The organism is Phaeobacter sp. JH20_02, from assembly GCF_048056915.1.
Lineage (GTDB): Bacteria > Pseudomonadota > Alphaproteobacteria > Rhodobacterales > Rhodobacteraceae > Phaeobacter > Phaeobacter bryozoorum.
In genome coordinates this window covers 208,487-231,537 of record NZ_JAYMVP010000029.1, presented here as the reverse complement: position 1 = coordinate 231,537, position 23,051 = coordinate 208,487, and the positions used below count along the sequence as shown (strand labels likewise).

Sequence of the window (23,051 nt, the reverse complement as noted above, 5' to 3'; positions counted from 1 at the left end):
ATGATCGCCTATATCACCATCGGTGCCAATGACATGGCAAAGGCGAAGGCCTTTTACACCGCGTTTCTGCCGGTGCTTGGCTATGGTCTCAGCGAGGGGCCGGAAGGGCTGAGCTTTGCCCTGCCAGTGCCGGAGGGAGAGCTGCCGACCCTGCCCGATTTCTATGTGAAGCCGCCGTTTGATGGCGCTGCCGCCTCGGCTGGGAATGGCGTGATGGTGGCGTTTCAGGCCCGCGATCAGCAGCAGGTGCGCGACCTGCACGCGGCGGCGGTTGCGGCGGGCGGATCTGATGACGGCCAGCCGGGGTTTCGCGCGGCCTATAGCGCCGGGTTTTATGTCGGCTATCTGCGCGACCCTGACGGCAATAAGATCGCGCTGTTTTCCAACTCTCCCGACGAGCCGGGCCGCGACGGGTGATCAACGCGGCAGACGCCGACACAAAGACAGCCCCGAAGCGGTGGTTGCGCTGCGGGGCTGGTTGATCTCTGGTCTGGGTCCGCTCAGCGCGCGATTTCGGCCCGCAGCGCCGTCATCAGCGTTTCCAGCGTTTTGACATACATCTCGCCTTTCAGGCGGCCGCCTTCGTCGAATTCGGACTGCGATGCCGCCACATGCACCTGCGGTGCGGTCAGCACGCGGGGCTGAAACGGCACCAGGAATGTGCGCAGCAGCATCTGCGACTTCTCCCCGCCGGCGCGACCCGCAGCGGCGGACATGACGGCCACCGGTTTGTCCTGAAAAGGTTTGTTGCTGGTGCGGCTGACCCAGTCGAGAGCGTTCTTCAACACGCCAGAGGGCGCGCCGTTATATTCCGGGGTGGAGATGATCACCGCATCCGCCGCCTCGATCTGATCCGCAAGTGTCTGAACCGCTGTGGGAATGCCATTGGCCTGTTCGTCGTCACCGTCATAAAGCGGCAGATTGAGATCGGCCTCGCTCACCTCGGCGGGACCGAACAGGCGCAGGGCCTCGGCCAGCAGTTTACGGTTGGTGGCGCCCGCACGCAGCGAACCGGAGATGGTCAGGATTTTGGGGTCGGACATGGTGTGATGCCTCTTTCGGTTTTGAATTTCTGTCTCGGACAAACCTATGCCGTCAGGCCGGTGAGAAAACCCCGACGCCTGCGCAGCCGATGTGCAGTCATCCACACAACGCCACGCAGTCTGGAATAGTTACATAACTGCGCAGAAAAAAGACCGCACCCTGCGGCGCGGTCTTTCTGCTCGGACGGGGCAACACCCCGGATATGGCTGCGTCAGGAGGCTCAGGCGCCCTGCGGGATCACGACGATTTCCACGCGGCGGTTGCGCGCCTTGCCATCGGGTGTGAGGTTCGACGCCACCGGCTGGCTTTCGCCGCGGCCAATGATCTGCACGCGGTTGTAGGGCACGCCACCGGCCTGGATCTGATCGGCGACCGCATTGGCGCGACGCTCCGACAGGCCCTGGTTATAGGCAGCATCGCCATCGCTGTCGGTATGGCCGATCACCTGAACCTGACTGTTGGGGTAGCGCACCAGGCTGGCGGCAACCTTGTTCAGGTCAGAGCGCACCGCGGGCGAGATCGCCGCGCTGTCGGTGGCAAAGGTGAGGTCATTGGGCAGCGACACGATCAGACGGTCGCCGGTGTTGACGATGGAGATGCCATCATTGGAGATCGACTGGCGCAGCTCGCGCTCTTGCGCGTCCAGCTGGTTGCCGATGACGCTGCCGGCGGCGGCACCGACCAGCGCGCCGGTGACAGCACCCAGACCCCGGTCGGAATCATTGGCAGCAGCGCCAACGCCCGCGCCGATCAGGCCCCCGATCAGAGCGCCGCTCTGGGTCTTGCTGCCGGGGGTGCCGACGGTTGCGGGATCGGTACAGGCGGTCAGGCCCAGGCCTGCGGCCAGGATGGCGGCGGTGGTAAGTTTCATCTGCATCATCAAAAATCTGCCTTTTGCTTGCTCAATCCGGGCGGGGCCCGTGCTGCGGAGAATATCGTGTTGCGGTGCCGTCATCACAAGGTAACGTCTTTTTGGCTCGGCGAAAACCTGCCCAAGCTCTGCTTTAGGCTGAGGTGATCCGGGCCGCATCCTCCTCAAGTCCGCCGCCCTGCTCCATCCAGAGTTTGCGCAGCAGATCGGCCTCTGCAGCAAAGCTGTCCGCCAGCAGATCGGCGCAGAGCATCCGGTCGGCGCGAAAATGGCGAAAGCCGCCGCGCAATTCGCACCAGGCCGCCAGCAGCGTGGTTTCGACGTTGTAGATCAGCGCCAGCGGGCGCAGGACCCGCAGGGTTTCGCCGCTGTCGGGACAGAGATAGGTGAGCCGCAGTTTGCGGCTTTCCCGGACCGCCTGTCGCAGCAGCCCCTTTGACACGCAGCCCCGCTCGGGATCATCCAGCGGCGCGCCGCCCCAGGGGGCCACCTGCAACCGATCTCCGGGCGAGCGGCATTCCATGACTTTGCGACAGACCCTTTTGGCCGCCTCCTGCAAGGCGCCGTCGCCGGTTCGCATCAACAGGGACAGGCCGACATAAAGCGCCTCCAGCTCTTCTTCGTCGAAGTTGAGCGGCGGCAGATCATAGCCCTTGCGCAGCACATAGCCGATGCCCGCCTCCCCCTCGATCGGGGTGCGCATCCCCTGTAGCGCGGCGATATCGCGGTAGACGGTGCGTTTTGAGACCTCCAGCTTTTCCGCCAGATCCTCCGCCCGGATCGGGGCGGAGGCGGCGCGCAGGATTTGGATGACTTCGAACAGGCGGCCGGTGCGTTCCATGGTCTCTCTCCGCTGACAGGCTGCTGACATCTTAGCACAGGCCGCTGACAAAGCGTGTCAGCAGCGTTGTGGTGTTCTGACTTCAGACAGAAGGAGAAACACCATGCTGACCTATGACTGGATTGTTCTGATCACGCTGGGCAAAGACAAATGGGAGGCGCAGCGCCAGTTTTCCAAATCCTACGAAGTAGAGCGGGAGGCCGCTCAGATCCGGGGCGCGGCAACGGCCGCCGCAATGGCCGCAGCGCGGGCCGAGGCCGAGATCGCGCCGGGTGGCAAGCGCCCCGGCCTGCTGCGGCGGCTGTTTGCGCGGCGCGCGGGTCAGGACAGGGTGCGCGCGGATCAGGCCGCGCCACCCTGCTGCCCCTCCTCCCGCGCCGCCTCATAGGCCAGCATCGCGCGTTTGACCGGCAGCCCCCAGTGGTAGCCGCCAAGAGCGCCGGATTTGCGCAGGGCGCGGTGGCAGGGGATCAGCCAGCTGACCGGGTTGCGCCCCACCGCCGTGCCGACGGCGCGCACCGCCCGCGGCGCGCCGATGGATTGGGCGATCTCGGAATAGGTGGTGACCTGCCCGGACGGGATGCGCAGCAGCGCCTCCCAGACCTTGATCTGCAAGGGGGCGCCGATCATATGCAGGGCCGCCTCGCCGCGCTGTGCAAAGATCACCTCCGCCTGCGGCCGCAACAGCTCCGGGGTTTCGGCAAACGCGGCCTGAGGCCAGCGTGACCGCATATCTGCCATCGCCGCCTCCGGCCCGGTTTCCGCCGCGAAGGCCAGCCCGCAGATGCCTTTCTGCGTGCCCATCACCAGCGCCAGACCGAAGGGGCTGTCAAACCAGCCCCAGTGGATTGTCAGACCGGCCCCCTTGCGGGCGTATTCGCCGGGGCTCATCGCCTCCCAGCGCAGGAACAGATCGTGCAGCCGGCCACTGCCCGAAAGACCCACGGCATGGGCGGCCTCCAGCGTGGTGAAGCGATCCTCCAGCAGGCTCTTGGCATGGCCCAGCCGCAGATATTGCTGGTAGCGTTTCGGGGAGACGCCGACCCAGGCCGAGAACAGCCGCTGGAAATGCGAGGGGCTCATCCCCATCGCGGCAGAGAGTTCGGCCAGCGTCAGATCCTCGCCGCCATCGTCAATCAGCGCAATCGCCCGGCGCATGACGCCGTAATGATAGCTCTCCTCGCGCGTCTGCAATGTCATGGGTCGCACTCCCGCCTGTGGTCCTGTGCTCCAGTATATGTCGCTGGCCGGGCAGTGCGACCCGGATCTTGCGCGAAGGGCCTGCGCGAGACCGGCAAGCCGCAGTGTAACGCTTCGCTCACCCTGACCCGCTTTTCTGTTTGCGCCGACTGTTCCTGCGCGGCATTAAGGGCCGCGATGGCAAAGCAACTCGATTATCACACGCTGCGTGAGATCTTCACGCGGTTTCAGGCAGCGGATCCAGAGCCGAAGGGCGAACTGGATCACGTCAACGTCTATACGCTTGTGGTGGCGGTGGCGCTGTCGGCGCAGGCCACCGATGCGGGCGTGAACCGGGCAACACGCGAGCTGTTCAAGATTGCCGACACCCCGCAGAAGATGCTGGATCTGGGCGAAGAAGGTCTGATCGAGCATATCAAGACCATCGGATTATATCGCCAGAAGGCCAAGAACGTGATCAAGATGTCGCGGATTCTGGTCGAGGAGTATGACGGCATCGTGCCCAATTCCCGCGCGGCGCTGCAATCCCTGCCCGGTGTCGGGCGCAAGACCGCAAATGTGGTGCTGAACATGTGGTGGCGCCAGCCCGCACAGGCGGTGGACACCCATATCTTTCGCGTTGGCAACCGGGCGGGCATTGCGCCGGGCAAGGATGTCGATGCGGTCGAACGTGCCATCGAAGACAATATTCCGGCGGATTTCCAGCTTCATGCCCATCATTGGCTGATCCTGCACGGACGATACCATTGCAAGGCTCGCAAGCCGATGTGCCCCACCTGCATCATCCGCGATCTCTGCCAGTTTGAGGACAAGACTCTATGAAAACCTACCAGCTCGTCGGGATCGGCAATGCCGTTGTGGACGTGATCAGCCAATGTGACGACAGCTTTCTGGAGCATATGGGCATCGAGAAAGGCATTATGCAGCTGATCGAACGTGATCGCGGCGAGGTGCTCTATGCGGCGATGCAGGAACGGGTGCAGACGCCCGGCGGTTCGGTGGCGAATACCATTGCGGGCGCGGGTGCACTGGGGCTGGATGCGGCCTTTATCGGGCGGGTGCATGACGATGCGCTGGGGCGGTTCTACGCCAAGGCGATGGCGGATGACGGCGTGGATTTTGTGAACCCGCCGGTTGCGGGCGGCGAGCTGCCGACCTCGCGGTCGATGATCTTTGTCTCCGGCGATGGCGAGCGGTCGATGAACACCTATCTGGGCATCTCCTCCGAGCTGTCCTCGTCGGATGTGCCGGATACGGTGGCCGGCAAGGCGCAGCTGATGTTCCTTGAGGGCTATCTGTTCGACAAAGACAAGGGCAAGAGCGCCTTTATGGAAGCGGCGCGGGACTGCCGCAACGGCGGCGGCAAATGCGGCATCGCGATTTCCGATCCCTTCTGTGTGGAACGCCACCGGGCCGACTTCCTGTCGCTGATCGAACACGACCTCGATTTCGTGATCGGCAATGAGGCCGAGATCAAATCGCTGTTTGAAACCGACGATCTGGAAGAGGCGCTGGCCAAGACAGCCGCCATCTGCCCGCTGGTGGTCTGCACCCGCTCCGGCGATGGCGTCACCGTGGTTGAGGGCGACACCCGCGTGACAGTGCCGGTTGAGCGGGTGGTGCCGGTGGATGCCACCGGGGCCGGCGATCAATTTGCGGCCGGGTTCCTGTTCGGCATGGCCAAGGGGCTGGACATCGAGACCTGCGCCAGGATCGGCAATGTCTGCGCCGCCGAGGTGATCAGCCATATCGGCCCCCGCCCCAAGGCGGTGATGAATCAGGTGCTGCGCCGCGAAGGGCTGATCTGAGCCGGGGCGTGCCCGCAGCCACTATTGCACAGCCGTCCCCGAGCAATCGGGGGCGGCTTTTTTCATCGGTGATCGGCCCTGACGGTCGTGGGGGGCTTCAGGCGGTTTCTGCCGCGTTCAGCGCCTTGGACAGAAGCTGTGTCAGGCTGCGCTGTTCGGTATCCGACAGATCGCCGAGCAGGCGGGCCTGAGTGGCGACATGGGCCTCGACCACCTCGTTGATCAGCTTCAGCCCCTCTGGCGTCAGCTCAATCAGGAAGCCGCGGCTGTCCTCGGGGTTGACGCTGCGCGCCACCAGACCGGCGTCCACCAGCCGGTCGATGCGGTTGGTCATGGTGCCGGAGGCGACCATGGTGGCCTGCAACAGATCGCCCGGTGACAGCCGATAGGGCGCGCCTGCCCGGCGCAGGGTGGCCAGCACATCGAACTTGGCCGCGTTCAGATCATAGCCCGCCCAGGTTTTCTGCATTTCTTTCTGATAGGCTTGCGCCAATCGTCCGACCCGCCCGATGACGGCCATCGCCGATACATCAAGGTCGGGGCGCTCTCGCTCCCATTGCTGGGTCACAAAATCCACATGGTCCATGTGGGAAGGTTTTATCGCCTGATATCTTGACGTCAAGAAAAACCGATATATCTTGATGTCGAGAAATAAAGGAACCTCTGCCATGCAAAGCCGCGATCTGATCCTAACCGCGCTGGCCCCCGTGATCTGGGGCAGCAGCTATATTGTCACCACCACCCTGCTGCCGGGGCAGTCGCCGCTGCTGGTGGCACTGTTGCGCGCGCTGCCTGCGGGGCTGTTGCTGATGCTGATGGTGCGGCAACTGCCGCCGCTGAGCTGGGTGCCGCGGTTGTTGGTGCTGGGGGCGCTGAACTTCTCGATCTTCTGGAGCCTGCTGTTTGTGGCCGCCTATCGCCTGCCCGGCGGGGTTGCTGCGACCCTTGGCGCGGTGCAGCCGCTGGTGGTGGTGTTCCTGTCGGCGCTGATGCTGAAGACGCCGGTGCGCACGGCGGCAGTGCTGGCGGCGGCCCTGAGCATTCTGGGCGTGGTGCTGCTGGTGCTGACGCCGAGTGCGCAGCTGGACGGGATCGGTGTTCTGGCAGGGCTCGCCGGGGCCATTGCGATGGCAGCCGGCGTGGTGCTGAGCCGCAAGTGGCAGCCGCCTGTGTCGCTGCTGACCTTCACCGCCTGGCAGTTGACGGCGGGCGGGCTGCTGCTGATCCCGGCCACCCTGTGGTCGCTGCCATCGCTGCCGCAGCTGAGCGCCGAGAACCTGCTCGGCTTGGCCTATATGAGCCTGATCGGCGGCGCTGCGACCTATGTGTTGTGGTTTCGCGGCATCGCCCGGCTGGAACCATCGGTGGTGTCGCTTCTCGGGGTGCTCAGCCCGCTGTCAGCGGTGGTGCTCGGCTGGGTGTTCCTTGGCGAGGTGCTGACGGCGAAACAGGCGATTGGCGCGGGCCTTGCGCTGTTCAGCCTGTGGCTGGGGCAAAGCGGTTTGCGCTGGCGCAGGCGGCGGGTGGCTAGCATCTAGTCTCCCAAACCGGGACCGGGTTAGCGTTCGGACCAAGGGGTGCAGGATGTGCCCGCGTGGCAGGCCAGCACCTCCTCTCGGGCGGCACCATCGGTGCCCCCGAAGCCAAAGCCGCCACAGGGATCCATGCGCAGCACGTAATCGCCTGCGCGCTGCTCCAGAAAGGCCAGATAGTCCACGCCATCCGCAGCGCCAGCACACCACGGCCCAAAGCAGAGGAGTTCCAGCGTGATGTCCAGATCGACGTCTTTTGAAAAGCCGTCCGGGGTCATCACCTTACCGTTGATCCGCGCGGGGATCAGGCTGCGCGGCGGCGCATCATTGGGATTGTCCTGCGGCGGTTTCGGCAGGGCGGTTTCATCAAAGCTGAGCTTACCCTCGACCACGACGTAGTTTTTGTCGGATTTCACCGCCTCCAGATAGGCGTCCGACGGTCCCCAAGGCAGGCAGCTGAGAGCGGATGCGGGACCGGCCAGCGCAGACAGGAGGGCAACGGGCAGAAAAAGCGTGCGAAGCGGCGACATCAGGACATCCTTTGTCAGACGGGGGACAGTCCGAACCATCATAGATGGTCCTGAAACTCCTGAATAACCCGTTCGTAGACCTCGCGTTTGAATGGCACGATCTTGCCGACCAGCTGATCGACCGGCTGCCAGCACCAGGCGGAGAATTCCGGGTGGTCGGTCGCGATATTGATCTGATCGTCGCGCCCGAGAAAGCGCATCAGATACCATTTCTGTTCCTGCCCGCGATACTTGCCGCCCCAGAAATGCGGCACCACTTCGGCGGGCAGATCATAGGGCAGCCAGCCGTTGCTTTCGGCGACGATCTCGACCAGATCGGCGGTGACGCCGGTTTCTTCCTCCAGTTCGCGCAGCGCCGCCAGCCTGGGATCTTCGTCTGCGTCGATACCACCCTGGGGCATCTGCCAGGCGTCCTTGTGCCGGTCCATGCGCTGGCCGACCCAGACCTCACCCGCTGCATTGACCAGCATCACGCCGACATTGGGCCGGTACGGCAGGGTTGCGATATCTTCGGGGGTCATCCAGTCTCTCCTTGGTTGGATGCACCCCTTGTGCACCTGTGCCCCAGCGTCGTGCAAGAGGTTGACGCCGCGTCCAAAGTGACAATCCCTTTCAGGCCGGGCCATTTTCGCGCAAACGAAGACCAAAGACTTATCAGAGAACTACCAGGGAGAGTGTCATGACTGCGTACCCGAAAATGTTGGCGCCGCTGGATCTCGGCTTTACCACGTTGAAAAACCGCGTGCTGATGGGATCCATGCACACCGGGCTTGAGGAAACCAAGGACTGGAACCGGGTGGCCGAGTTCTATGCCGACCGGGCGCGCGGTGGCGTGGCGCTGATGGTCACCGGTGGCATTGGTCCGAACCTTGAAGGATCGGTTCTGCCAGGGGCGGCGATGATGGCGAGCGAGCAGGATGTGGCCAACCACAGCATCGTCACAAACCGCGTGCATGAGGCCGGGGGCAAGATCGCGATGCAGATCCTGCATGCCGGGCGTTATGCCTATGGTCCGAAATGCGTGGCGCCAAGCCCGATAAAATCGCCAATCTCGCCCTTCCCGCCGCAGGAGCTGGATGAAGAGGGTATCGAGAAGCAGATTTCCGACATCGTGAATGCCGCAGTGCTGGCACAGCAGGCGGGCTATGATGGCGTTGAGATCATGGGGTCGGAGGGCTATTTCCTGAACCAGTTCCTCGTCACCCATACCAACAAGCGCGAGGACCGCTGGGGCGGGTCCTATGAGAACCGGATGCGCCTGCCGATCGAGGTCGTGCGCCGCACCCGTGAGGCGATGGGGACGGATTTCATCATCATCTACCGCCTGTCGATGATCGACCTTGTGCCCAATGGCTCCACCTATGACGAGGTGGTCGAACTGGCGCAGGAGATCGAGAAGGCCGGTGCCACCATCCTGAACACCGGGATCGGCTGGCATGAGGCGCGTATTCCGACGATTGCCACATCTGTTCCCCGCGCGGCCTTTGCCTGGGTCACCAAAAAGCTGATGGGCAAGGTTGGCATTCCGGTGATCACATCGAACCGGATCAACACGCCTGAGGTTGCCGAACAGGTGCTGTCCGAGGGCTGCGCCGATATGGTGTCGATGGCGCGGCCAATGCTGGCGGATGCGGATTTTGTCGCCAAGGCAGCGGAGGGCAAGGCCGATCAGATCGCACCCTGCATCGCCTGCAATCAGGCCTGTCTGGACCATACGTTCAGCGGCAAGCTGACCTCCTGCCTGGTGAATCCCCGCGCCTGCCATGAGACCGAACTGGTGCTGACGCCTGCGGAGAGCGTGAAGACCGTCGCCATTGTCGGCGCGGGTCCTGCGGGTCTGTCCACCGCGCTGGCGGCCTCGGAACGTGGCCACAAGGTGACGCTGTTTGATCGCGCAAGCGAGATCGGCGGCCAGCTGAACATGGCCAAGCAGGTGCCGGGCAAGGAAGAATTCTGGGGGCTGGTCGATTGGTATCGCACCATGCTGGCCCAGAGCGACGTCACGCTGGAGCTGAACCGCGAGGTGTCGGCGGGCGATCTCAAGGGCTTTGACGAGGTGGTGATTGCCACCGGCGTAGTGCCGCGCGATCCGCAGATCCCCGGTCAGGACCGTGACAATGTGGTCGATTACATCGACGTGCTGCGCCACAAGGCCAAGGTGGGCAAGCGGGTGGCGGTGATCGGCGCAGGCGGCATCGGCTTTGATGTGTCGGAATTCCTGCTGCACGAAGGTGAAAGCGCCACCGAGAACCTGCCCCTGTGGATGAAGGAATGGGGCGTTGCGGACCCGGCCGAGCATCGCGCCGGTCTGGCCCCCGAAGGCCCGCAGCCCGAGGCCCCGGCCCGCGAGGTGACGCTGTTGCAGCGCAAGGCGGAGCGCCACGGCAAGCGGCTGGGCAAGACGACCGGCTGGATCCACCGCGCCACGCTGAAGATGAAGGATGTGAATTTCGTCGGCGGCGTGAACTATGAGAAGATCGACGACGACGGGCTGCATGTCAGCTTTGGCGAGGCGCGCGAGAATCCGACCGTGATCGCGGCGGATACCGTTGTGCTGTGCTCTGGCCAGCTGTCGGAGCGGTCGCTGGCGGATGCGCTGGAGGCGCAGGGCACATCCTGCCACGTGATTGGCGGCGCCGATCTGGCGGCCGAACTGGACGCCAAACGGGCCATCAATCAGGGCACACGGCTGGCGGCCAGCCTCTGATCCGGCACCGTCCCGCCGCTGTGTAAATCTTGCGACCCTCGCCGCCTGTGGTGGCGGGGGTCGTTTGCGGTTGTGGAACCTCCGGCGCCCAGTGGCGTTTTGTCTGTGAACGGCGCCGCCCCGGTGGCGCGATTACCGCCACGACAGACAGGAGAGTTTCATGCCCCGTATCACCGACGCCAAGATCCTGATGATTGCCACCCATGGGTTCGAGCAGTCCGAACTGGAATTCCCGCGCGATCAGCTGCGGGTCAAGGGCGCTGAGGTCTCTGTCGCCAGCCTCGATGGCAAGGCGATCAAGGGCTGGGAAGGCGATAACTGGGGCCGTGAGGCCAAGGCGGATCTGGCGCTGGAGGCGGTCCGTGTCGAGGAGTACGACGCCCTGGTCCTGCCCGGCGGTCAGATCAACCCGGGTCTGCTGCGCATCAATGACGATGTGATCGAGCTGATCAACGGTTTCTACGATCAGGGCAAGGTTGTCGCCGCAATCTGCCATGCGCCCTGGCTGCTGATCGAGGCCGGTCTGGTCAAGGGCCGCACCATGACCTCGTTTCAGTCAATCAAGACCGACATGATCAACGCGGGGGCCGATTGGCAGGATGCGGAGGTCGTCGCGGACAACGGGATCGTGACCAGCCGCAACCCCGACGATCTGAAGGCATTTGTCGGCAAGATCGTGGAAGAGATCGAAGAAGGCCGCCACCCGCGCTGAAGCTGCGACCGGTTAATGTGTCTATTTCCACAACGGCCCCGGTTCGCAACCGGGGTCTTTGACGTAACGATCAAGGGCGGCGCAAACCGCCACAGGCGAGGCAGTTCTTGTCGTCCGGCAAGGTGATCCGGTCAACAAGCACGGTGATAGCCTGACCGCTGACGGCGGCGCCCATCTGGCGCACGTCGAGTTCGTGGACCCCTGTTGGCACATCCAATGTCAGGCGGATGTCGCCCATGGGCAACCCATCGGAACCGACAGGGTCGCCGTCGACATAGAGGTGATATGCGCCCTTTGCGGGTACGCGGATACCAACTGTGATGGGCGACGCGACGATATCGCCATCTCGGGGCGACAGGATCGCCGCGCCGGGTATTCGCGCCTCTTCCGCCCCAACAAGAGAGGTGAAGAGGGCCATACCGATCACGGCACAGCCCCAGAGGTGTAGCCTGCGCCCCTCGTGTTTCACGTGGCAACAGGGTCGTGGGCCGCGCGGGCATCGGCGGGGGCTTCGTCGCGCCGCTCCATGCCGTAGTCGCGCAGCACGCCTGCCACCCGCAGGCGGTAATCCCTGAACACATGGTCCCTGCCCTCTTTCTGCCCCGCGCGGTGAGCGCTGAGCTGGCGCCAGTTGGCCACGGCGTCCTCGCTCTCCCAGAAGGACAGCGACAGGAGTTTGCCCGGCGTGGTGAGGCTCTGGAACCGTTCGACGGAGATGAAGCCTTCGATCTGTTCCAGAAGCGGCTTCAGACTGGCTGCGATCTCAAGATAGCGGTCCTTGGCGCCATCCTTGATTTCAACCTCGAATATGACTGCGATCATCCTGTGGATCCTTCCCGGTCGGAAACTTTTTTCAGCCAGGTGCGATCCTCGCGCAGGATGAAGCGGCGCTCCTGGGCGAAGGCGTAGTTTTCGCGGCCCAGTGGGTCGGCTGCGAGACGCGCGCGGTAGGCTTCGTATTCGGCAAGGTTTGCCACATCATAGATGCCATAGGCCAGCGTTGATGAGCCTTCATGCGGGGCATAATAGCCGATCAGATCGGCGCCGCAGCGGGGGATCGCCTGCCCCCAGTTGCGGGCGTAGGTGGCGAAATCCTCACGTTTGGTGGGGTCGATATGGTAGCGGATGACACAGGTGAGCATATGGGGCGTCCTTCGTTGAGAAATACGCCCCTGATCTAGCAGCCGGCCTGACGGCGATGCTTCGCTCTGCGCCGAAGTATCGCCGCCCGTTGCCTCGCCTATTCAACCTTGATGGTGATCACCTCTGAGACGATGGGTGTCGAATGAGGGACGTGGCCGTAATCGCCCATCACCAGCTGCAGCGTATGTTCACCCGGTGCCAGATCCAGCGTGGTTTCGGTCTGGCCGCCGCCAAAATGGATGTGGTTTTCATCCGATGGCAGACCGTAGGACAGCTCATCCGCGCCATCCTCGCCCTCGCCTAGCGGCGGACGGTCGATCAGCAGGTGATGGTGACCGGTGTTTTCCTTTTCGGTGCCCGCCGGGGCCACCCCCATGCCGCGCAGGCCAAAGACCACGGTGACCGGGGATGAGACGGTATCGCCATCCCTGGGCATCACGAAGTAGACCTCCGCCCCCTCCGGTGCCGGGGTTTCGCCGCCGGCCAGGGCCGCGGAAACCGGCAGGGCACAGGCGACGAGGGCCGCCAGCGCGGTTCTCATCGTGGGTCTGATGATCGCAGTCATAAGTTGTCCTCCCATTGATGTAAGCCCTTCTCAACATAGTGGCTTTGACTGCTATTGCGATCTTCGGGCCGAGCCGCAGGTGTTTCCAGCTGGTAAACTATGGGTGAATAACCCTGCAATTATCCCATCCTCGCCCCGTTCTTGCCCGATTTGCCCGCGACATTTGAGGCAACACGGGTAAACAAGGACGCGAGTGCTATGGACCGACTGACCGAAATGGAGGCCTTTGCCAATGTGGTGGACCAGGGCGGATTCACCGATGCGGCAAAGAAGATGGGGATCTCCAAATCGGCGGTGTCCAAACATGTCTCAAGCCTTGAGGCCCGTCTGGGCGCGCGGCTGCTGAACCGGACCACGCGGCGGGTCTCGCCCACCGAAATTGGACTGGCCTATTATGACCGCGCCCGCCGTGTCCTGAATGATGCTGGTGAGGCGGATGCGCTGGTCACCTCCATGCAATCGGCGCCATCGGGGCTGCTGCGGATTTCAGTGGCGACGGATTTCGGCGTCAATCACCTGTCGCCGGTGCTGTCGGACTTCCTGCGCGACTATCCCGATATCACCGTCAACATGGTGCTGAACAACCGCTATGTGGAGCTGATCTCCGAAGGGTTTGATATGGCGCTGCGGATCGGCGAGCTGGAAGACAGCTCTCTGCGGGCGCGCAAGCTGACCGAAACCACCAAGCGGATGATCGCCTCCCCCGCCTATCTGGAGAAATTCGGTCGTCCACAGAAGATCGACGATCTCAACATGCACAAGCTGCTGCATTATTCGAACCAGTCCAGCGGCAGCATGTGGAAAATCACCGCGCCGTCGGGCGAAAAACGGCAGGTGCGGACCTCTGGCTGGCTGTCGGTGAATGACGGGCAGTCGCTGCTGAATGCGGCCATTTCAGGCCTCGGGATCGCCTATCTGCCAAGCTATCTCTATTCAGATGCCATGGCCGAGGGGCTGGTCGAGGACGTCATGCCCTCGCTGCCGATGGAAACCCAAGGCATCTATGCGGTCTACCCTCCTGGCCGCTTTACCCAGCCCAAGGTGCGGGCGTTCATCGACTTTCTCGCTGAGGCCTTTGCCGATAAGGATGGCATCACCTGGTGAGCCGCGCGCCCCGTTGGAACTGGAGAGGACCCGGCCATTGTGCCGGGTTTTCCCGTTCCGGGCCTCTGGGCGGTGGCCATGGGAGATCTGCGGGCTTCCTGTGGGCTTCCTGAGGGCGGCCTGTCAGCGTCCTGTCAGCGGGCGATCAGAACCACCTCAACCCGGCGGTTGGCCTCGCGCCCCTCGGGGCCGAGGTTGCTGGTCAGCGGCGCCATGAAGCCCGCACCTGCCACCGATACGCGACCAGGCTCCAGATCGCCCTCCTCCAGCAGACGGGTCCGCACCGCATCGGCGCGCCGTTCGGAGAGCGCGATATTCTGGCTAAGACTGCCGACGGTATCAGTATGGCCCACCAAGAGCACGGAATAGTCGGGGTTCTGGCTGAGGAACTCTGCCAGCGCCGCCAGACTGGCATAGGGTTTGGCCCCCAGCGCCACCGCGCCGGTTTCAAATTCGAGATCCGCCAGCACCGCGCGCCCATTGCGGCGCAGGCGCTCGATCAGCTCTGCCGCGCCCACCAGCGGCGGTGCCACGATCGGCGCCTCCTCTGGCTGGCTGGCGGTGGTGGCGGTGTCGTCGCGCGGTGCCGCGCTGGCGGTTTCCGCGGGGCGGACTTCGATCATCTGCACAAAGGTTGCATTGCCGGAGCGGGAAACCAGCAGGGTGACGATCCGCCCGTCGGGATGTTCGGCAGAGAGGAAGCTGAAGTTGCTGACATCCACCGTCATATCCGGCGCCGGGATCACCTCGATATCAAAGCGGAAATCAAAGCCGCCGCAGCTGCGCGCCGGACATTGAAACAGCACGTCATAACCGGCATCGACCAGCTGCGCGCGCAATGGCGCCAGCACCTGCAAAACCGTGGAATCGCCGGAAATCCGCCAGCTGCGGCGCAGAATCTGACCTTCGACCTGGCGTTCGGGCACGCCGTCGTCGCTGGCCGCACCTAGCGGTACCGCGTAGCTGCCAAGGGCGGTTGGCCGTTCGGCCAGCTGGCGCGCGCCGGGCGGCAGCTCGATGCCCCGGGCTGCCACAAGGGACGGCAGGGCCGCACAGAGCAGCCCCGCCACCGCAGGCGTCAGCCGCCGGGCGGCAAGGACAGCGCGACGGATCACCGGTGCTGCGCGTGATAGGCGTCGTTGGGGACCATGCCGGTGGCACTGGCAACCCGATTGGACATGTTAAAGAAGCCGGTGACATTGGCGATATCCCAGATATCGCGGTCGCTGAAGCCGTGGTCGCGCAGGATCTGGCGGTCGGCCTCTTCGATTTCGGCGCTGGCCTTGGTCGCCTTGGCCGCGAAATCCAGCATGGCGCGCTGGCGCGGCTCCAACGGAGCAACCCGGTAGTTCATCACCAGCATTTCGCCCAGCTTGGGATCGCCCGACAGCTGACGCACGGCCGCGCCATGGGCTGCGAGGCAGTAGAAACAGCTGTTGATGGCGGAGACCACCACCGCGATCATCTCGCGCTCCAGCTTTGACAGGCCGCTGTCCGCCAGCATCAGGTCGTTATACATCGCGGTAAAGGCGTTGAGCTTGTCGATGTCGAAGGCATTGGCGCGCAACACGTTGGGCACCATGCCGAGTTTGTCCTGGCAGATGTCGAAATATTTCTGCGTCTCCGGCGGCAGCGGGTCCACCATCGGCAGGTCCAATGCGGTTGGGGCATCAGCGTCGCGGGTCATCGGTTACACTCCCTCTGGGTTGTGACGATAGTGGTAACGCCCGGCGCGCAGCATGCCAAGTGAGGCATATAGACCGTTTGCCCCGGCGTTGGCTTCGGTGCAGAGAACCGCCAGTTCGCGCGCGCCCTGATCAGCGGCCCATTGCGCAGCGCGGTGCATCAGCCAGACGCCCATGCCCTTGCGCCGCTGGTGCGGCAGGATTTCCAGCGCGTGCACCATGGCGGTGCCGTCGTGGATCGCCACAAAACCGGTGCCCGCGGGGGAATCATCGCAGCGGCCCAGCAGCGAGGTCTTGGCCCCCGCCGTGCGCTGCATGACCGCAAAGCGCTCGGGACCGATGCCACCGGCGGCCCAGATTTCATGCTGGATCGCAAGGGGTTCCCAGACGCAGAAGGCGGTCACGGGCGGGATTTCAACATGGCAGAGCTGTTCGACAGGACAGGTCCAGAGCACCACGGGATCCTTGATCACGTAGCCGCGTGCCGCCAGCTGGGTATCCAGTGCCTGCTGACCATCGCGGATCATGAACAGATGATCCTGCCCCATCTCCGACATCGCCAGTTCGGCGGCGGTGATTTCTGCCTCGCTTGCGTGGCCTGTGGTGACGGTTGCTGCGGAGACCCGGCTGCCGCCGCCATCGCCCCGGCGCAGGGTGACCGGACCCAGCTGGCGGACCTCGGCGGCAGGCCAGGTGTGGTCGGTGACGTCATAGTATTTCGGGTCGGTCAGCGACGGCGTGGCAGTCAAAGATCAAGATCCCGCGCCAGCGCGGTAATCGCCGCATCCACCCGCGCGCCATCGGCACCGCGCACCACCACATTGGCGCCAAAGGCACCATTCTGCTGGAACGGGTAACAGCCGATCGAGAGGTCATCATAGGCCTCGGCAATGGCGGTCAGGATAGGGGCAATGTCGCCCTCGCCCCGCTGCACTCGCAGGGTCTGCGACAAGAGCGGCGCACCGCCGGTGAGCGTCGGCAGGACCGAGGCGACCATGGCCTGAAACACGCTGGGCACCCCGGCCATCACATGCACGTTGCGCAGGGTGAAACCGGGCGCGGTGGAGACCGGGTTTTCAATCAGCGTGGCGCCATCGGGGATCCGGGCCATGCGCAGGCGGGCCGCGTTCAGCTCCTGCCCGGATTTGTCGTAATGGGCCTGCAACAGCGCGCGCGCATCCTCGCGCACGTCCAGATGCACATCAAAGGCCTTGCTGATGCAATCGGCGGTGATGTCGTCATGGGTGGGGCCGATACCGCCGCTGGTAAAGACATGGTCAAAACCATCCGAGAGCGCCCTGACGGCGGCGATGATCGCGGCCTCATTGTCGCTGACGACGCGCACTTCCTGCAGGTCGATGCCATGTTTGCTCAGCTCGCCGGCGAGGTAATACATATTGGCATCGCGGGTGCGCCCGGACAGAATCTCGTCACCGATGACAAGCATCGCTGCGGTTGGCATAGCGCCGGTTGGGGTGGCCATCTGCGCTCCTCCTCTTGAACCAATGATAGCGCAGGTATAGGCCCTGTCACATGCGCTTTCAAACCCCTCTGCTGCCCGCCACGCTGATCCGACGCTACAAGAGGTTTCTGGCGGACTGCCAGTTGCCGGATGGGCGCGAAATAACCGCGCATTGTGCCAATCCCGGCTCGATGATGGGGCTGGCGGACCCGGGCAGCACGGTCTGGCTGGAGCCGAATGACGATCCGAAGAAGAAGCTGAAATACGGCTTGCGGCTGGTCGAGGTTGCCGGTGGCACCCTGGTGGGTGTGGATACATCGGTGCCGAACCGCGCGCTGAAATCGGCGCTGGAGGCGCGCCAGATCGCAGCGCTGTCGGCCTATGAAACGGTCCGGGCCGAGGTGAAATATGCCGAGAAGAGCCGCATTGATTTCCTGCTGAGCCAGCCCGGCCTGCCCGATTGCTATTTTGAGGTCAAAAGCGTGACGCTGTCACGCCAGCCCGGTCTGGCGGAGTTCCCCGACAGCGTGACCGCGCGCGGGGCCAAGCATCTGGGCAACCTGGCCGACATGTGCCGGTCCGGTCACCGGGCGGTGCTGCTCTATCTGGTGCAGCGCGGTGATTGTGAGCGGTTTCAGATCGCCGGCGATATCGACCCGACCTATGCCGCCGCCTGGGATGCGGCGGCGGCTGCGGGGGTGGAGCGGCTGGTGATCGCCACCCGCATCACCCCGGAGGGTGTTGCAATTGCGGGCGCGATTGGCGCAGGCGCGGGCTGAGCGCTGCGGGTCGCCTGTCAGGCTGCTTCGCTCTGCGTGTCGCTGGCGCCACTTTTGCTCTGCTCGGCACTGTCCGAGCTGTCCGAGCTGTCGGGGCTGTCGGGGCTGGCCTGCACCAGCGTCCGGGTCGGGAAGGGAATATCGATTCCGGCCGCGTCCAGCGCTTCCTTCACCCGGCGTTTCATATCCGCCTGATACTGGAAATATTCCGCCGCATCGACCCAGACACGGACCAGGAAATCCACCGAGCTGCTGTTGAGATTATTGACCTGGATGAAGGGTTCCGGCTCTGCGTGCGAGCGGCTGTCTGACATGATGGCGTCGCGGATGACCTGCTCGGCGGTGGCAAGGTTGGCCCCGTAGCCGACGCCGAAGGTCCATTCCGCGCGGCGGGTGTCATATTCGGAGTAATTGGTGATCGTGTTGCCCCAGACTTCGGAGTTGGGGATGATCACCTTGAGGTTCGACAGGTCGGCGATCACCGTGTTGTTCAGGGTGATTTCCTTGACCGTGCCCATTTGGCCGTCCACTTCGATGAAATCACCCAGTTTGAACGGGCGGAACAGGATCAGCATGATGCCAGCTGCCACATTGGACAGCGCCCCCTGCATGGCCAGACCGATGGCCAGACCCGCGGCACCGATGGCCGCGATGATCGAGGTGGTCTGGACCCCGAAGGTGTTGAGAACAAAGAGCACCGCAAAGGCAAGGATCACATAGCGTGCCAGATTGCCGAGGAAGTGGAACAGCGTCACATCAAGGCTGGCATGGCTGTCGCCGATCTGAACGATCCGTCGTTTGACCCAGCCCGCGACGATGAAGCCAGCCATCAGGATCAGCATGGCGGCGAGCACGCTGCCCATGGCCTGAGCCAGAAATTCCAGCGTGATCAGATCGGCCAGCGCTTTTCCGTTGTAGATTTCGGTCTGCATCAGGGCATTCATGCTGTCCATGGCTGCGGGTCCCTCCGTGGTGCGATTGCAATTCGTCAGGGAGGAGAACGCATCCGGGTGGCAAAAAGTTCCCGGCAGGCGGTGGTGCCGGCTCTGGCCCTTTTGGCGCGGAGCGCGTAGATAGCTATGTCAAAGACACCCGATGGAGCCTCATCTGATGAGATCGAAAGACGGCCGCACCACCAAAGACGGCATTCGCATTTATGAGCCCGGCGATTTTGCCGGAATGCACGCTGCCGGGGCGCTGGCGGCACGGATCCTTGACGATATCGCTGCCCATGTCGTCCCCGGTCAGACCACCGGCGAGCTGGACCGGCTGATCACCCAGATGGTGGAGGACGCAGGCGCGACCTCAGCCACCATCGGCTACAAGGGCTATCAGCACGCCAGCTGCATCAGCGTGAACCATGTGGTCTGTCACGGGATTCCCGGCGACAAGAAGCTGAAGGATGGCGATATCCTGAATATCGACGTCACCGTCATCGTCGATGGCTGGTTTGGCGACACCAGCCGGATGTATGTGGCAGGCAAGCTGTCGCGCAAGACCGAGCGGCTGATCCAGGTGACCCATGACTCCCTGATGAAGGGGATCGAGGCGGTGAAACCCGGCAATACCTTTGGCGACATTGGCCATGCGATCCAGTCCTATGTGGAAGCGCAGCGTATGAGCGTGGTGCGGGATTTCTGCGGCCATGGTCTGGGTCAGGTGTTCCACGCGCCGCCCAATGTGCTGCATTATGGCCGCCCGGGCACCGGCCCGGTGCTGGAGGAAGGCATGTTCTTCACCATCGAGCCGATGGTGAACCTTGGCCGACCGGAAACCAAGATCCTGGCGGACGAATGGACCGCTGTTACCCGCGATAAATCGCTGTCGGCGCAGTTTGAACATTCTGTTGGGGTGACTGCTGATGGGGCCGAGATCTTTACCCTGTCGCCCGGCGGGAAGTTTCACCCGACCTACGGCTGATGCCGTATCATTTAACAAAGAAGGGGCGTGCCTTGTGGCGCGCCCCTTTGTCGTTCTGCGATACGGGTTGCCCCGTACCGGTATCAGAGCTTGCAGCGTTTGCGCTCTGCCAGGGCTACCAGAACCTCGTGACGCTCGTTCGCGGCTTCTAGCGCCTGCTTGGCGTTGGAATGGTTGCCGATAACAGCCGGCCAGAACAACAGCGCGGCGGCGATATTCTCGCCGGACATGCTCTTGCCCTTCTTGGCTTCTTTGCGGATCTCTTCCAGCTGGTTCAGCTGCACCGCGATTTCGGTGCAGGTCAGCTTGGCATCCCCCACCTGCGTTTTGGTGACAACATCAGGCGACACGCAGGCCGACAGGGCCAAGGCGCTGGCGAGCGCCAGGCCAATACGGAGATTGAATTTCATATTGTGTCCTACGTCAATTTTGAGCATCTGAAATGAAGTGCTGAACGAAACGATTGATCGTCCGTTTCACAGGCCGAATATTGCCTGCATCGAACGGTGTAAATCCTGCGGTTGGATCGTGGGGTTTTCGCTGAACAAAGCGTATAGATTGCTGTGAAAATGTCGCACTCTACCTGAGGGTGCCTTTAGGGAATATGTCCAATCAGGCGCGGAACCTCTGACATGGCGGTGATATGCTCGGCATTATGCCGCTTGAGGCGCGTGCCCTTGCCATGGGGGTCGAAGCCGAGGCAGCGCATCCCGGCGCGGGCGGCGGCGAGGGCGCCGTTTTCGCTGTCTTCGATCACCAGACAGTCGCGCGCCTGCACGTCGAAATGACAGGCCGCCGCAAGAAACAGATCGGGATCGGGTTTGCCGGTCTTCAGCGTCTGGGCCGAGAACATGGCATGGGGATGGAACAGGTCCCAGAGGCCGTTCTGTCCAAGGGTGATCCGCATCTTTTCCTCGCTGCCGTTGGAGGCGACGCAGAAGGCGATGCCGCGGGCTTGTAACAGCGCCAGCAGATCCGGGATACCCGGCACCAGATCCACCCCCTGCCGCAGCCTTGCGTAGGTTTCATCATAGACCTGCGCCACCCAGTTCTCGGGCAGATCCGCACCGCGCGCGATGGCCTTGGTTCGGACATCCGCCATGGTGCCACCAACAAAGAGGTCCATGCACTCCGCCAACGACAGTTGCAGACCATACCGTCCAAGATTGTCGACCAGCACCTGATTGCTAAGTGTTTCACTATCGACCAGCACACCGTCGCAATCAAAAATCACCAGTTTCGGCGTGGGATATGTAATCGGCATGGTGCTGTCCTTTTGGGCTGATGCTCAGCTCTCGCGCCACAGAAGGGTGACATGGGTGTCCCCGTATTTGCGGCTGTCGTGCAGAGTGAATCCTTCGGGGGGCTGCATGGGGCTGCTTTCTTCCCAGACGACCAGCGCCTCCTCGGCCAGCCAGCCGCCTTTTGTCACCGCCGCCAGCGCCTTTTGCCCCAGCGACTTGCCGTAAGGCGGATCGAGAAAGACCACATCGTAAGGCGCAGCGTCATTGACCGGCAGGCGGGTGGCATCACGGCGGATGAGGCGGGCGCGATCCTTGATGCGCAGCAGGTCGATGTTCTTGGTGATCAGCCCCTGCGACACCCGGCCATCATCCACAAACACGGCCTCGGCCGCGCCGCGCGACAACGCCTCAAGCCCCAGGGCACCCGTGCCTGCAAACAGATCCAGCACCCGCGCGCCGTCGAAATCGACGATATGGCCCAGCACGTTGAACAGGCTTTCGCGCACACGGTCGGTGGTGGGGCGCAGATGCGCGCCCGCGTCGCCCTTGCCCAGGCTGGTGAGCGCGCGGCCACGAAACTCGCCGGCGATGATCCTCATGTGCGCAGCAGCGGCTTCAGATCCGCGTCAGCGTCCGCCACGACGGATTTGTCAGCGGTACGCCCGGCCTCGATCAGACGTTTGGCAACCATATAGGCGCGCGGATCATTCATTGCGTCCACCGCCACCAGCTGATCGCCGGTATAGTACCAGAACGACATGGTGCCATCGCTGCCGGTGCGGGTGACCACGTTGTCGTAGCCTGTGTTGAGGCCCGCGATCTGCAGTTTGATGTCATATTGATCGGACCAGAACCAGGGTTTGCCCACATAGGTTTCATTCGCGCCGAGCATATTGCGGGCGGCGACCTCTGCCTGGTCAATGGCGTTGGGCACACTTTCCAGCCGGATGCGGCTGCCGCGATAGGGGAAGGACGCACAATCGCCCGCCGCCCAGATCGACGGATCCGAGGTGCGGCCCTGTTCATCCACCCGGATGCCATTCTCCAGCGCGAGGCCTGCCGCCTCTGCCAGATCGGTGGCCGGGGTGATGCCGACGCCGACAATGACGAAATCCACCTCGACCGTGCTGCCATCGCTGAGCACGGCGCGTTTGACGGCGCCGCCCTCGCCTTCCAGCCGCACAAGACCCACGCCTTCGCGCAGATCAACACCGTGGCCCGTGTGAAGCGCGCGGAAATAATCCGAGGTTTCGGGAGCTGCGACCCGTTGCAGGATGCGCTCCGCCATCTCGACCAGCGTCACGGCAACCCCGCGTTTGGCGCAGACCGCTGCGGCCTCCAGCCCGATGTAGCCACCGCCGACGATAAGCGTGCGCGCGCCATCCGTGACCGCCGGGGCCATGGCATCCACATCCGCCAGATCGCGCAGGACGTAGACCCCGCCCAGATCGCCGCCGATGGCCGCAGGCAGGCGGCGGGGGGTGGAGCCGGTGGTGAGCGCCAGCTGATCGTAGTGCAGCACCTCATCCGCCAGCGTCACGGTTTTCGCCGCCGGGTCGATGGCCTGCACCTGCTGGCCAAGTTTCAGGGTGATATTGGCCTCGGCATAAAAACTCTCGGGCCGCAGGAACAGGCGGTCCATCTCCATCTCCCCCAGGAGATAGGCCTTTGACAGAGGCGGGCGCTGATAGGGCACAACGGGTTCGCTGCCAATCAGCGTAATCTCTCCGTCAAAACCCTGCTTGCGCAGCTGCGCCACCAGCGAGGCCCCCGCCTGGCCTGCCCCGATCACGACAAAATGGGTCATTTGCTATTGTGCCTTCTGCTGTCTTTCGGAAATGCCATTGCCAGTTTGCGTGCTGGTCAGGCTGTTGCCGAACCCTATATGTGGGGGAACATAAAAC

General features: G+C 63.4%; 30 protein-coding genes. 10 read left to right on the top strand and 20 right to left on the bottom strand.

Annotated features, from left to right (window positions below; genetic code table 11):
- Positions 1 to 417, top strand: coding sequence for a VOC family protein (locus VWY34_RS19355; protein ID WP_260101075.1), 417 nt, complete (start codon positions 1 to 3; stop codon positions 415 to 417).
- Positions 418 to 500: 83 nt separating this feature from the next.
- Here VWY34_RS19355 and VWY34_RS19350 read toward each other — a convergent pair whose 3' ends face one another.
- From VWY34_RS19350 to VWY34_RS19340, 3 genes are all read right to left on the bottom strand, one after another.
- A complete protein-coding gene (locus VWY34_RS19350; RefSeq protein WP_416545292.1) occupies positions 501 to 1,043 on the bottom strand; it encodes an NADPH-dependent FMN reductase in 543 nt (180 codons plus the stop codon).
- A gap of 221 nt (positions 1,044 to 1,264) precedes the next feature.
- A complete protein-coding gene (locus VWY34_RS19345) occupies positions 1,265 to 1,924 on the bottom strand; it encodes an OmpA family protein (RefSeq protein ID WP_340546814.1) in 660 nt (219 codons plus the stop codon).
- A 124-nt stretch (positions 1,925 to 2,048) separates the two neighbouring features.
- Positions 2,049 to 2,756, bottom strand: coding sequence for a helix-turn-helix transcriptional regulator (locus tag VWY34_RS19340; protein ID WP_340546813.1), 708 nt, complete (start codon positions 2,754 to 2,756; stop codon positions 2,049 to 2,051).
- Positions 2,757 to 2,859: 103 nt separating this feature from the next.
- Here VWY34_RS19340 and VWY34_RS19335 point away from each other — a divergent pair, with 103 nt between their 5' ends.
- Positions 2,860 to 3,144, top strand: a complete 285-nt coding sequence (locus tag VWY34_RS19335; protein ID WP_416545290.1) for a hypothetical protein — start codon at positions 2,860 to 2,862, stop codon at positions 3,142 to 3,144.
- On the opposite strand, the gene VWY34_RS19330 is transcribed toward VWY34_RS19335, so the two are convergent.
- Positions 3,099 to 3,956: a methylated-DNA--[protein]-cysteine S-methyltransferase gene (locus VWY34_RS19330; protein WP_416545288.1), complete on the bottom strand. Its 858-nt coding sequence runs from the start codon at positions 3,954 to 3,956 to the stop codon at positions 3,099 to 3,101. The two genes, VWY34_RS19335 and VWY34_RS19330, sit on opposite strands and share 46 nt — an antisense overlap.
- A gap of 177 nt (positions 3,957 to 4,133) precedes the next feature.
- Here VWY34_RS19330 and nth point away from each other — a divergent pair, with 177 nt between their 5' ends.
- Positions 4,134 to 4,778, top strand: a complete 645-nt coding sequence (nth, locus tag VWY34_RS19325) for an endonuclease III (protein WP_416541203.1) — start codon at positions 4,134 to 4,136, stop codon at positions 4,776 to 4,778.
- Positions 4,775 to 5,764, top strand: coding sequence for an adenosine kinase (locus tag VWY34_RS19320; protein ID WP_416535260.1), 990 nt, complete (start codon positions 4,775 to 4,777; stop codon positions 5,762 to 5,764). Before nth ends, VWY34_RS19320 begins: the two co-directional genes overlap by 4 nt.
- Positions 5,765 to 5,861: 97 nt before the next feature.
- On the opposite strand, the gene VWY34_RS19315 is transcribed toward VWY34_RS19320, so the two are convergent.
- Positions 5,862 to 6,350 carry a MarR family winged helix-turn-helix transcriptional regulator gene (locus VWY34_RS19315; RefSeq protein ID WP_416545286.1) on the bottom strand — a complete coding sequence of 163 codons (489 nt, stop codon included), beginning with the start codon at positions 6,348 to 6,350 and terminating at the stop codon, positions 5,862 to 5,864.
- 82 nt (positions 6,351 to 6,432) lie between these two features.
- Here VWY34_RS19315 and VWY34_RS19310 point away from each other — a divergent pair, with 82 nt between their 5' ends.
- Positions 6,433 to 7,302 (top strand): EamA family transporter, encoded by an 870-nt coding sequence (locus VWY34_RS19310; RefSeq protein WP_416545284.1) that lies wholly within the window; start codon positions 6,433 to 6,435, stop codon positions 7,300 to 7,302.
- 20 nt (positions 7,303 to 7,322) lie between these two features.
- On the opposite strand, the gene VWY34_RS19305 is transcribed toward VWY34_RS19310, so the two are convergent.
- Both VWY34_RS19305 and VWY34_RS19300 read right to left on the bottom strand, forming a co-directional pair.
- Entirely contained in the window at positions 7,323 to 7,826 is a 504-nt protein-coding gene (locus VWY34_RS19305) for a hypothetical protein (RefSeq protein WP_416545282.1), read from the bottom strand.
- A 38-nt stretch (positions 7,827 to 7,864) separates the two neighbouring features.
- Positions 7,865 to 8,347, bottom strand: a complete 483-nt coding sequence (locus VWY34_RS19300; protein ID WP_416545280.1) for an RNA pyrophosphohydrolase — start codon at positions 8,345 to 8,347, stop codon at positions 7,865 to 7,867.
- Between the two features lie 158 nt (positions 8,348 to 8,505).
- Here VWY34_RS19300 and VWY34_RS19295 point away from each other — a divergent pair, with 158 nt between their 5' ends.
- Positions 8,506 to 10,533 (top strand): FAD-dependent oxidoreductase, encoded by a 2,028-nt coding sequence (locus VWY34_RS19295; protein WP_416545278.1) that lies wholly within the window; start codon positions 8,506 to 8,508, stop codon positions 10,531 to 10,533.
- Between the two features lie 160 nt (positions 10,534 to 10,693).
- On the top strand, positions 10,694 to 11,245 hold the full coding sequence (locus VWY34_RS19290) for a type 1 glutamine amidotransferase domain-containing protein (protein WP_416545276.1): 552 nt from the start codon (positions 10,694 to 10,696) through the stop codon (positions 11,243 to 11,245).
- A 70-nt stretch (positions 11,246 to 11,315) separates the two neighbouring features.
- On the opposite strand, the gene VWY34_RS19285 is transcribed toward VWY34_RS19290, so the two are convergent.
- The 4 genes from VWY34_RS19285 to VWY34_RS19270 form a co-directional block, all read right to left on the bottom strand.
- On the bottom strand, positions 11,316 to 11,663 hold the full coding sequence (locus VWY34_RS19285; protein ID WP_416545339.1) for a hypothetical protein: 348 nt from the start codon (positions 11,661 to 11,663) through the stop codon (positions 11,316 to 11,318).
- A 47-nt stretch (positions 11,664 to 11,710) separates the two neighbouring features.
- Positions 11,711 to 12,067: an antibiotic biosynthesis monooxygenase family protein gene (locus tag VWY34_RS19280; protein WP_416535266.1), complete on the bottom strand. Its 357-nt coding sequence runs from the start codon at positions 12,065 to 12,067 to the stop codon at positions 11,711 to 11,713.
- Positions 12,064 to 12,387 carry an NIPSNAP family protein gene (locus VWY34_RS19275; RefSeq protein WP_416545274.1) on the bottom strand — a complete coding sequence of 108 codons (324 nt, stop codon included), beginning with the start codon at positions 12,385 to 12,387 and terminating at the stop codon, positions 12,064 to 12,066. Before VWY34_RS19275 ends, VWY34_RS19280 begins: the two co-directional genes overlap by 4 nt.
- 98 nt (positions 12,388 to 12,485) lie before the next feature.
- Complete coding sequence (locus tag VWY34_RS19270; RefSeq protein WP_416545337.1) at positions 12,486 to 12,929, bottom strand: DUF4399 domain-containing protein; 444 nt, start codon at positions 12,927 to 12,929, stop codon at positions 12,486 to 12,488.
- A gap of 222 nt (positions 12,930 to 13,151) precedes the next feature.
- On the opposite strand from VWY34_RS19270, the gene VWY34_RS19265 reads away from it, so the two are divergent.
- Entirely contained in the window at positions 13,152 to 14,057 is a 906-nt protein-coding gene (locus tag VWY34_RS19265; RefSeq protein WP_340546801.1) for a LysR family transcriptional regulator, read from the top strand.
- A gap of 134 nt (positions 14,058 to 14,191) precedes the next feature.
- On the opposite strand, the gene VWY34_RS19260 is transcribed toward VWY34_RS19265, so the two are convergent.
- From VWY34_RS19260 to VWY34_RS19245, 4 genes are read right to left on the bottom strand one after another with little or no spacing between them, the layout of a single operon-like run.
- The gene (locus VWY34_RS19260) at positions 14,192 to 15,172 is read right to left on the bottom strand and encodes an OmpA family protein (RefSeq protein WP_416545272.1); all 981 of its coding nucleotides are present in this window, start codon (positions 15,170 to 15,172) and stop codon (positions 14,192 to 14,194) included.
- Positions 15,169 to 15,744, bottom strand: a complete 576-nt coding sequence (locus tag VWY34_RS19255) for a peroxidase-related enzyme (protein WP_416545270.1) — start codon at positions 15,742 to 15,744, stop codon at positions 15,169 to 15,171. Before VWY34_RS19255 ends, VWY34_RS19260 begins: the two co-directional genes overlap by 4 nt.
- 3 nt (positions 15,745 to 15,747) lie before the next feature.
- Entirely contained in the window at positions 15,748 to 16,491 is a 744-nt protein-coding gene (locus tag VWY34_RS19250) for a GNAT family N-acetyltransferase (protein ID WP_416545268.1), read from the bottom strand.
- Complete coding sequence (locus VWY34_RS19245) at positions 16,488 to 17,225, bottom strand: competence/damage-inducible protein A (RefSeq protein WP_340546797.1); 738 nt, start codon at positions 17,223 to 17,225, stop codon at positions 16,488 to 16,490. Before VWY34_RS19245 ends, VWY34_RS19250 begins: the two co-directional genes overlap by 4 nt.
- 50 nt (positions 17,226 to 17,275) lie before the next feature.
- Between VWY34_RS19245 and sfsA the strand changes: the two genes are divergently transcribed.
- Complete coding sequence (sfsA, locus tag VWY34_RS19240) at positions 17,276 to 17,983, top strand: DNA/RNA nuclease SfsA (RefSeq protein WP_416558597.1); 708 nt, start codon at positions 17,276 to 17,278, stop codon at positions 17,981 to 17,983.
- Positions 17,984 to 18,000: 17 nt separating this feature from the next.
- Here the strand turns inward: sfsA and VWY34_RS19235 are convergent, their stop codons facing one another.
- Positions 18,001 to 18,936: a mechanosensitive ion channel family protein gene (locus VWY34_RS19235; protein ID WP_416545264.1), complete on the bottom strand. Its 936-nt coding sequence runs from the start codon at positions 18,934 to 18,936 to the stop codon at positions 18,001 to 18,003.
- Positions 18,937 to 19,093: 157 nt separating this feature from the next.
- On the opposite strand from VWY34_RS19235, the gene map reads away from it, so the two are divergent.
- Positions 19,094 to 19,903, top strand: coding sequence for a type I methionyl aminopeptidase (map, locus tag VWY34_RS19230; protein WP_340546794.1), 810 nt, complete (start codon positions 19,094 to 19,096; stop codon positions 19,901 to 19,903).
- Positions 19,904 to 19,986: 83 nt separating this feature from the next.
- Here the strand turns inward: map and VWY34_RS19225 are convergent, their stop codons facing one another.
- The 4 genes from VWY34_RS19225 to VWY34_RS19210 all read right to left on the bottom strand — a co-directional run bounded on the left by VWY34_RS19225 (position 19,987) and on the right by VWY34_RS19210 (position 22,954).
- Complete coding sequence (locus VWY34_RS19225) at positions 19,987 to 20,313, bottom strand: hypothetical protein (protein ID WP_040181163.1); 327 nt, start codon at positions 20,311 to 20,313, stop codon at positions 19,987 to 19,989.
- A gap of 185 nt (positions 20,314 to 20,498) precedes the next feature.
- Complete coding sequence (locus VWY34_RS19220) at positions 20,499 to 21,167, bottom strand: HAD family hydrolase (RefSeq protein WP_416545262.1); 669 nt, start codon at positions 21,165 to 21,167, stop codon at positions 20,499 to 20,501.
- 24 nt (positions 21,168 to 21,191) lie between these two features.
- On the bottom strand, positions 21,192 to 21,746 hold the full coding sequence (gene rsmD / locus VWY34_RS19215) for a 16S rRNA (guanine(966)-N(2))-methyltransferase RsmD (RefSeq protein WP_340546792.1): 555 nt from the start codon (positions 21,744 to 21,746) through the stop codon (positions 21,192 to 21,194).
- Positions 21,743 to 22,954: an NAD(P)/FAD-dependent oxidoreductase gene (locus tag VWY34_RS19210; protein WP_416545260.1), complete on the bottom strand. Its 1,212-nt coding sequence runs from the start codon at positions 22,952 to 22,954 to the stop codon at positions 21,743 to 21,745. Before VWY34_RS19210 ends, rsmD begins: the two co-directional genes overlap by 4 nt.
- Between the last annotated feature and the right edge of the window lie 97 nt (positions 22,955 to 23,051).

Excerpts from the sequence above, each read along its gene's own strand:
- VWY34_RS19355 (WP_260101075.1), top strand. The coding sequence starts at position 1 with ATGATCGCCTATATCACCATCGGTGCCAATGACATGGCAAAGGCGAAG.
- VWY34_RS19350 (WP_416545292.1), bottom strand. The coding sequence starts at position 1,043 with ATGTCCGACCCCAAAATCCTGACCATCTCCGGTTCGCTGCGTGCGGGC.
- VWY34_RS19345 (WP_340546814.1), bottom strand. The coding sequence starts at position 1,924 with ATGATGCAGATGAAACTTACCACCGCCGCCATCCTGGCCGCAGGCCTG.
- VWY34_RS19340 (WP_340546813.1), bottom strand. The coding sequence starts at position 2,756 with ATGGAACGCACCGGCCGCCTGTTCGAAGTCATCCAAATCCTGCGCGCC.
- VWY34_RS19335 (WP_416545290.1), top strand. The coding sequence starts at position 2,860 with ATGCTGACCTATGACTGGATTGTTCTGATCACGCTGGGCAAAGACAAA.
- VWY34_RS19330 (WP_416545288.1), bottom strand. The coding sequence starts at position 3,956 with ATGACATTGCAGACGCGCGAGGAGAGCTATCATTACGGCGTCATGCGC.
- nth (WP_416541203.1), top strand. The coding sequence starts at position 4,134 with ATGGCAAAGCAACTCGATTATCACACGCTGCGTGAGATCTTCACGCGG.
- VWY34_RS19320 (WP_416535260.1), top strand. The coding sequence starts at position 4,775 with ATGAAAACCTACCAGCTCGTCGGGATCGGCAATGCCGTTGTGGACGTG.
- VWY34_RS19315 (WP_416545286.1), bottom strand. The coding sequence starts at position 6,350 with ATGGACCATGTGGATTTTGTGACCCAGCAATGGGAGCGAGAGCGCCCC.
- VWY34_RS19310 (WP_416545284.1), top strand. The coding sequence starts at position 6,433 with ATGCAAAGCCGCGATCTGATCCTAACCGCGCTGGCCCCCGTGATCTGG.
- VWY34_RS19305 (WP_416545282.1), bottom strand. The coding sequence starts at position 7,826 with ATGTCGCCGCTTCGCACGCTTTTTCTGCCCGTTGCCCTCCTGTCTGCG.
- VWY34_RS19300 (WP_416545280.1), bottom strand. The coding sequence starts at position 8,347 with ATGACCCCCGAAGATATCGCAACCCTGCCGTACCGGCCCAATGTCGGC.
- VWY34_RS19295 (WP_416545278.1), top strand. The coding sequence starts at position 8,506 with ATGACTGCGTACCCGAAAATGTTGGCGCCGCTGGATCTCGGCTTTACC.
- VWY34_RS19290 (WP_416545276.1), top strand. The coding sequence starts at position 10,694 with ATGCCCCGTATCACCGACGCCAAGATCCTGATGATTGCCACCCATGGG.
- VWY34_RS19285 (WP_416545339.1), bottom strand. The coding sequence starts at position 11,663 with ATGGCCCTCTTCACCTCTCTTGTTGGGGCGGAAGAGGCGCGAATACCC.
- VWY34_RS19280 (WP_416535266.1), bottom strand. The coding sequence starts at position 12,067 with ATGATCGCAGTCATATTCGAGGTTGAAATCAAGGATGGCGCCAAGGAC.
- VWY34_RS19275 (WP_416545274.1), bottom strand. The coding sequence starts at position 12,387 with ATGCTCACCTGTGTCATCCGCTACCATATCGACCCCACCAAACGTGAG.
- VWY34_RS19270 (WP_416545337.1), bottom strand. The coding sequence starts at position 12,929 with ATGAGAACCGCGCTGGCGGCCCTCGTCGCCTGTGCCCTGCCGGTTTCC.
- VWY34_RS19265 (WP_340546801.1), top strand. The coding sequence starts at position 13,152 with ATGGACCGACTGACCGAAATGGAGGCCTTTGCCAATGTGGTGGACCAG.
- VWY34_RS19255 (WP_416545270.1), bottom strand. The coding sequence starts at position 15,744 with ATGACCCGCGACGCTGATGCCCCAACCGCATTGGACCTGCCGATGGTG.
- VWY34_RS19245 (WP_340546797.1), bottom strand. The coding sequence starts at position 17,225 with ATGGCCACCCCAACCGGCGCTATGCCAACCGCAGCGATGCTTGTCATC.
- sfsA (WP_416558597.1), top strand. The coding sequence starts at position 17,276 with ATGCGCTTTCAAACCCCTCTGCTGCCCGCCACGCTGATCCGACGCTAC.
- VWY34_RS19235 (WP_416545264.1), bottom strand. The coding sequence starts at position 18,936 with ATGGACAGCATGAATGCCCTGATGCAGACCGAAATCTACAACGGAAAA.
- map (WP_340546794.1), top strand. The coding sequence starts at position 19,094 with ATGAGATCGAAAGACGGCCGCACCACCAAAGACGGCATTCGCATTTAT.
- VWY34_RS19225 (WP_040181163.1), bottom strand. The coding sequence starts at position 20,313 with ATGAAATTCAATCTCCGTATTGGCCTGGCGCTCGCCAGCGCCTTGGCC.
- VWY34_RS19220 (WP_416545262.1), bottom strand. The coding sequence starts at position 21,167 with ATGCCGATTACATATCCCACGCCGAAACTGGTGATTTTTGATTGCGAC.
- rsmD (WP_340546792.1), bottom strand. The coding sequence starts at position 21,746 with ATGAGGATCATCGCCGGCGAGTTTCGTGGCCGCGCGCTCACCAGCCTG.
- VWY34_RS19210 (WP_416545260.1), bottom strand. The coding sequence starts at position 22,954 with ATGACCCATTTTGTCGTGATCGGGGCAGGCCAGGCGGGGGCCTCGCTG.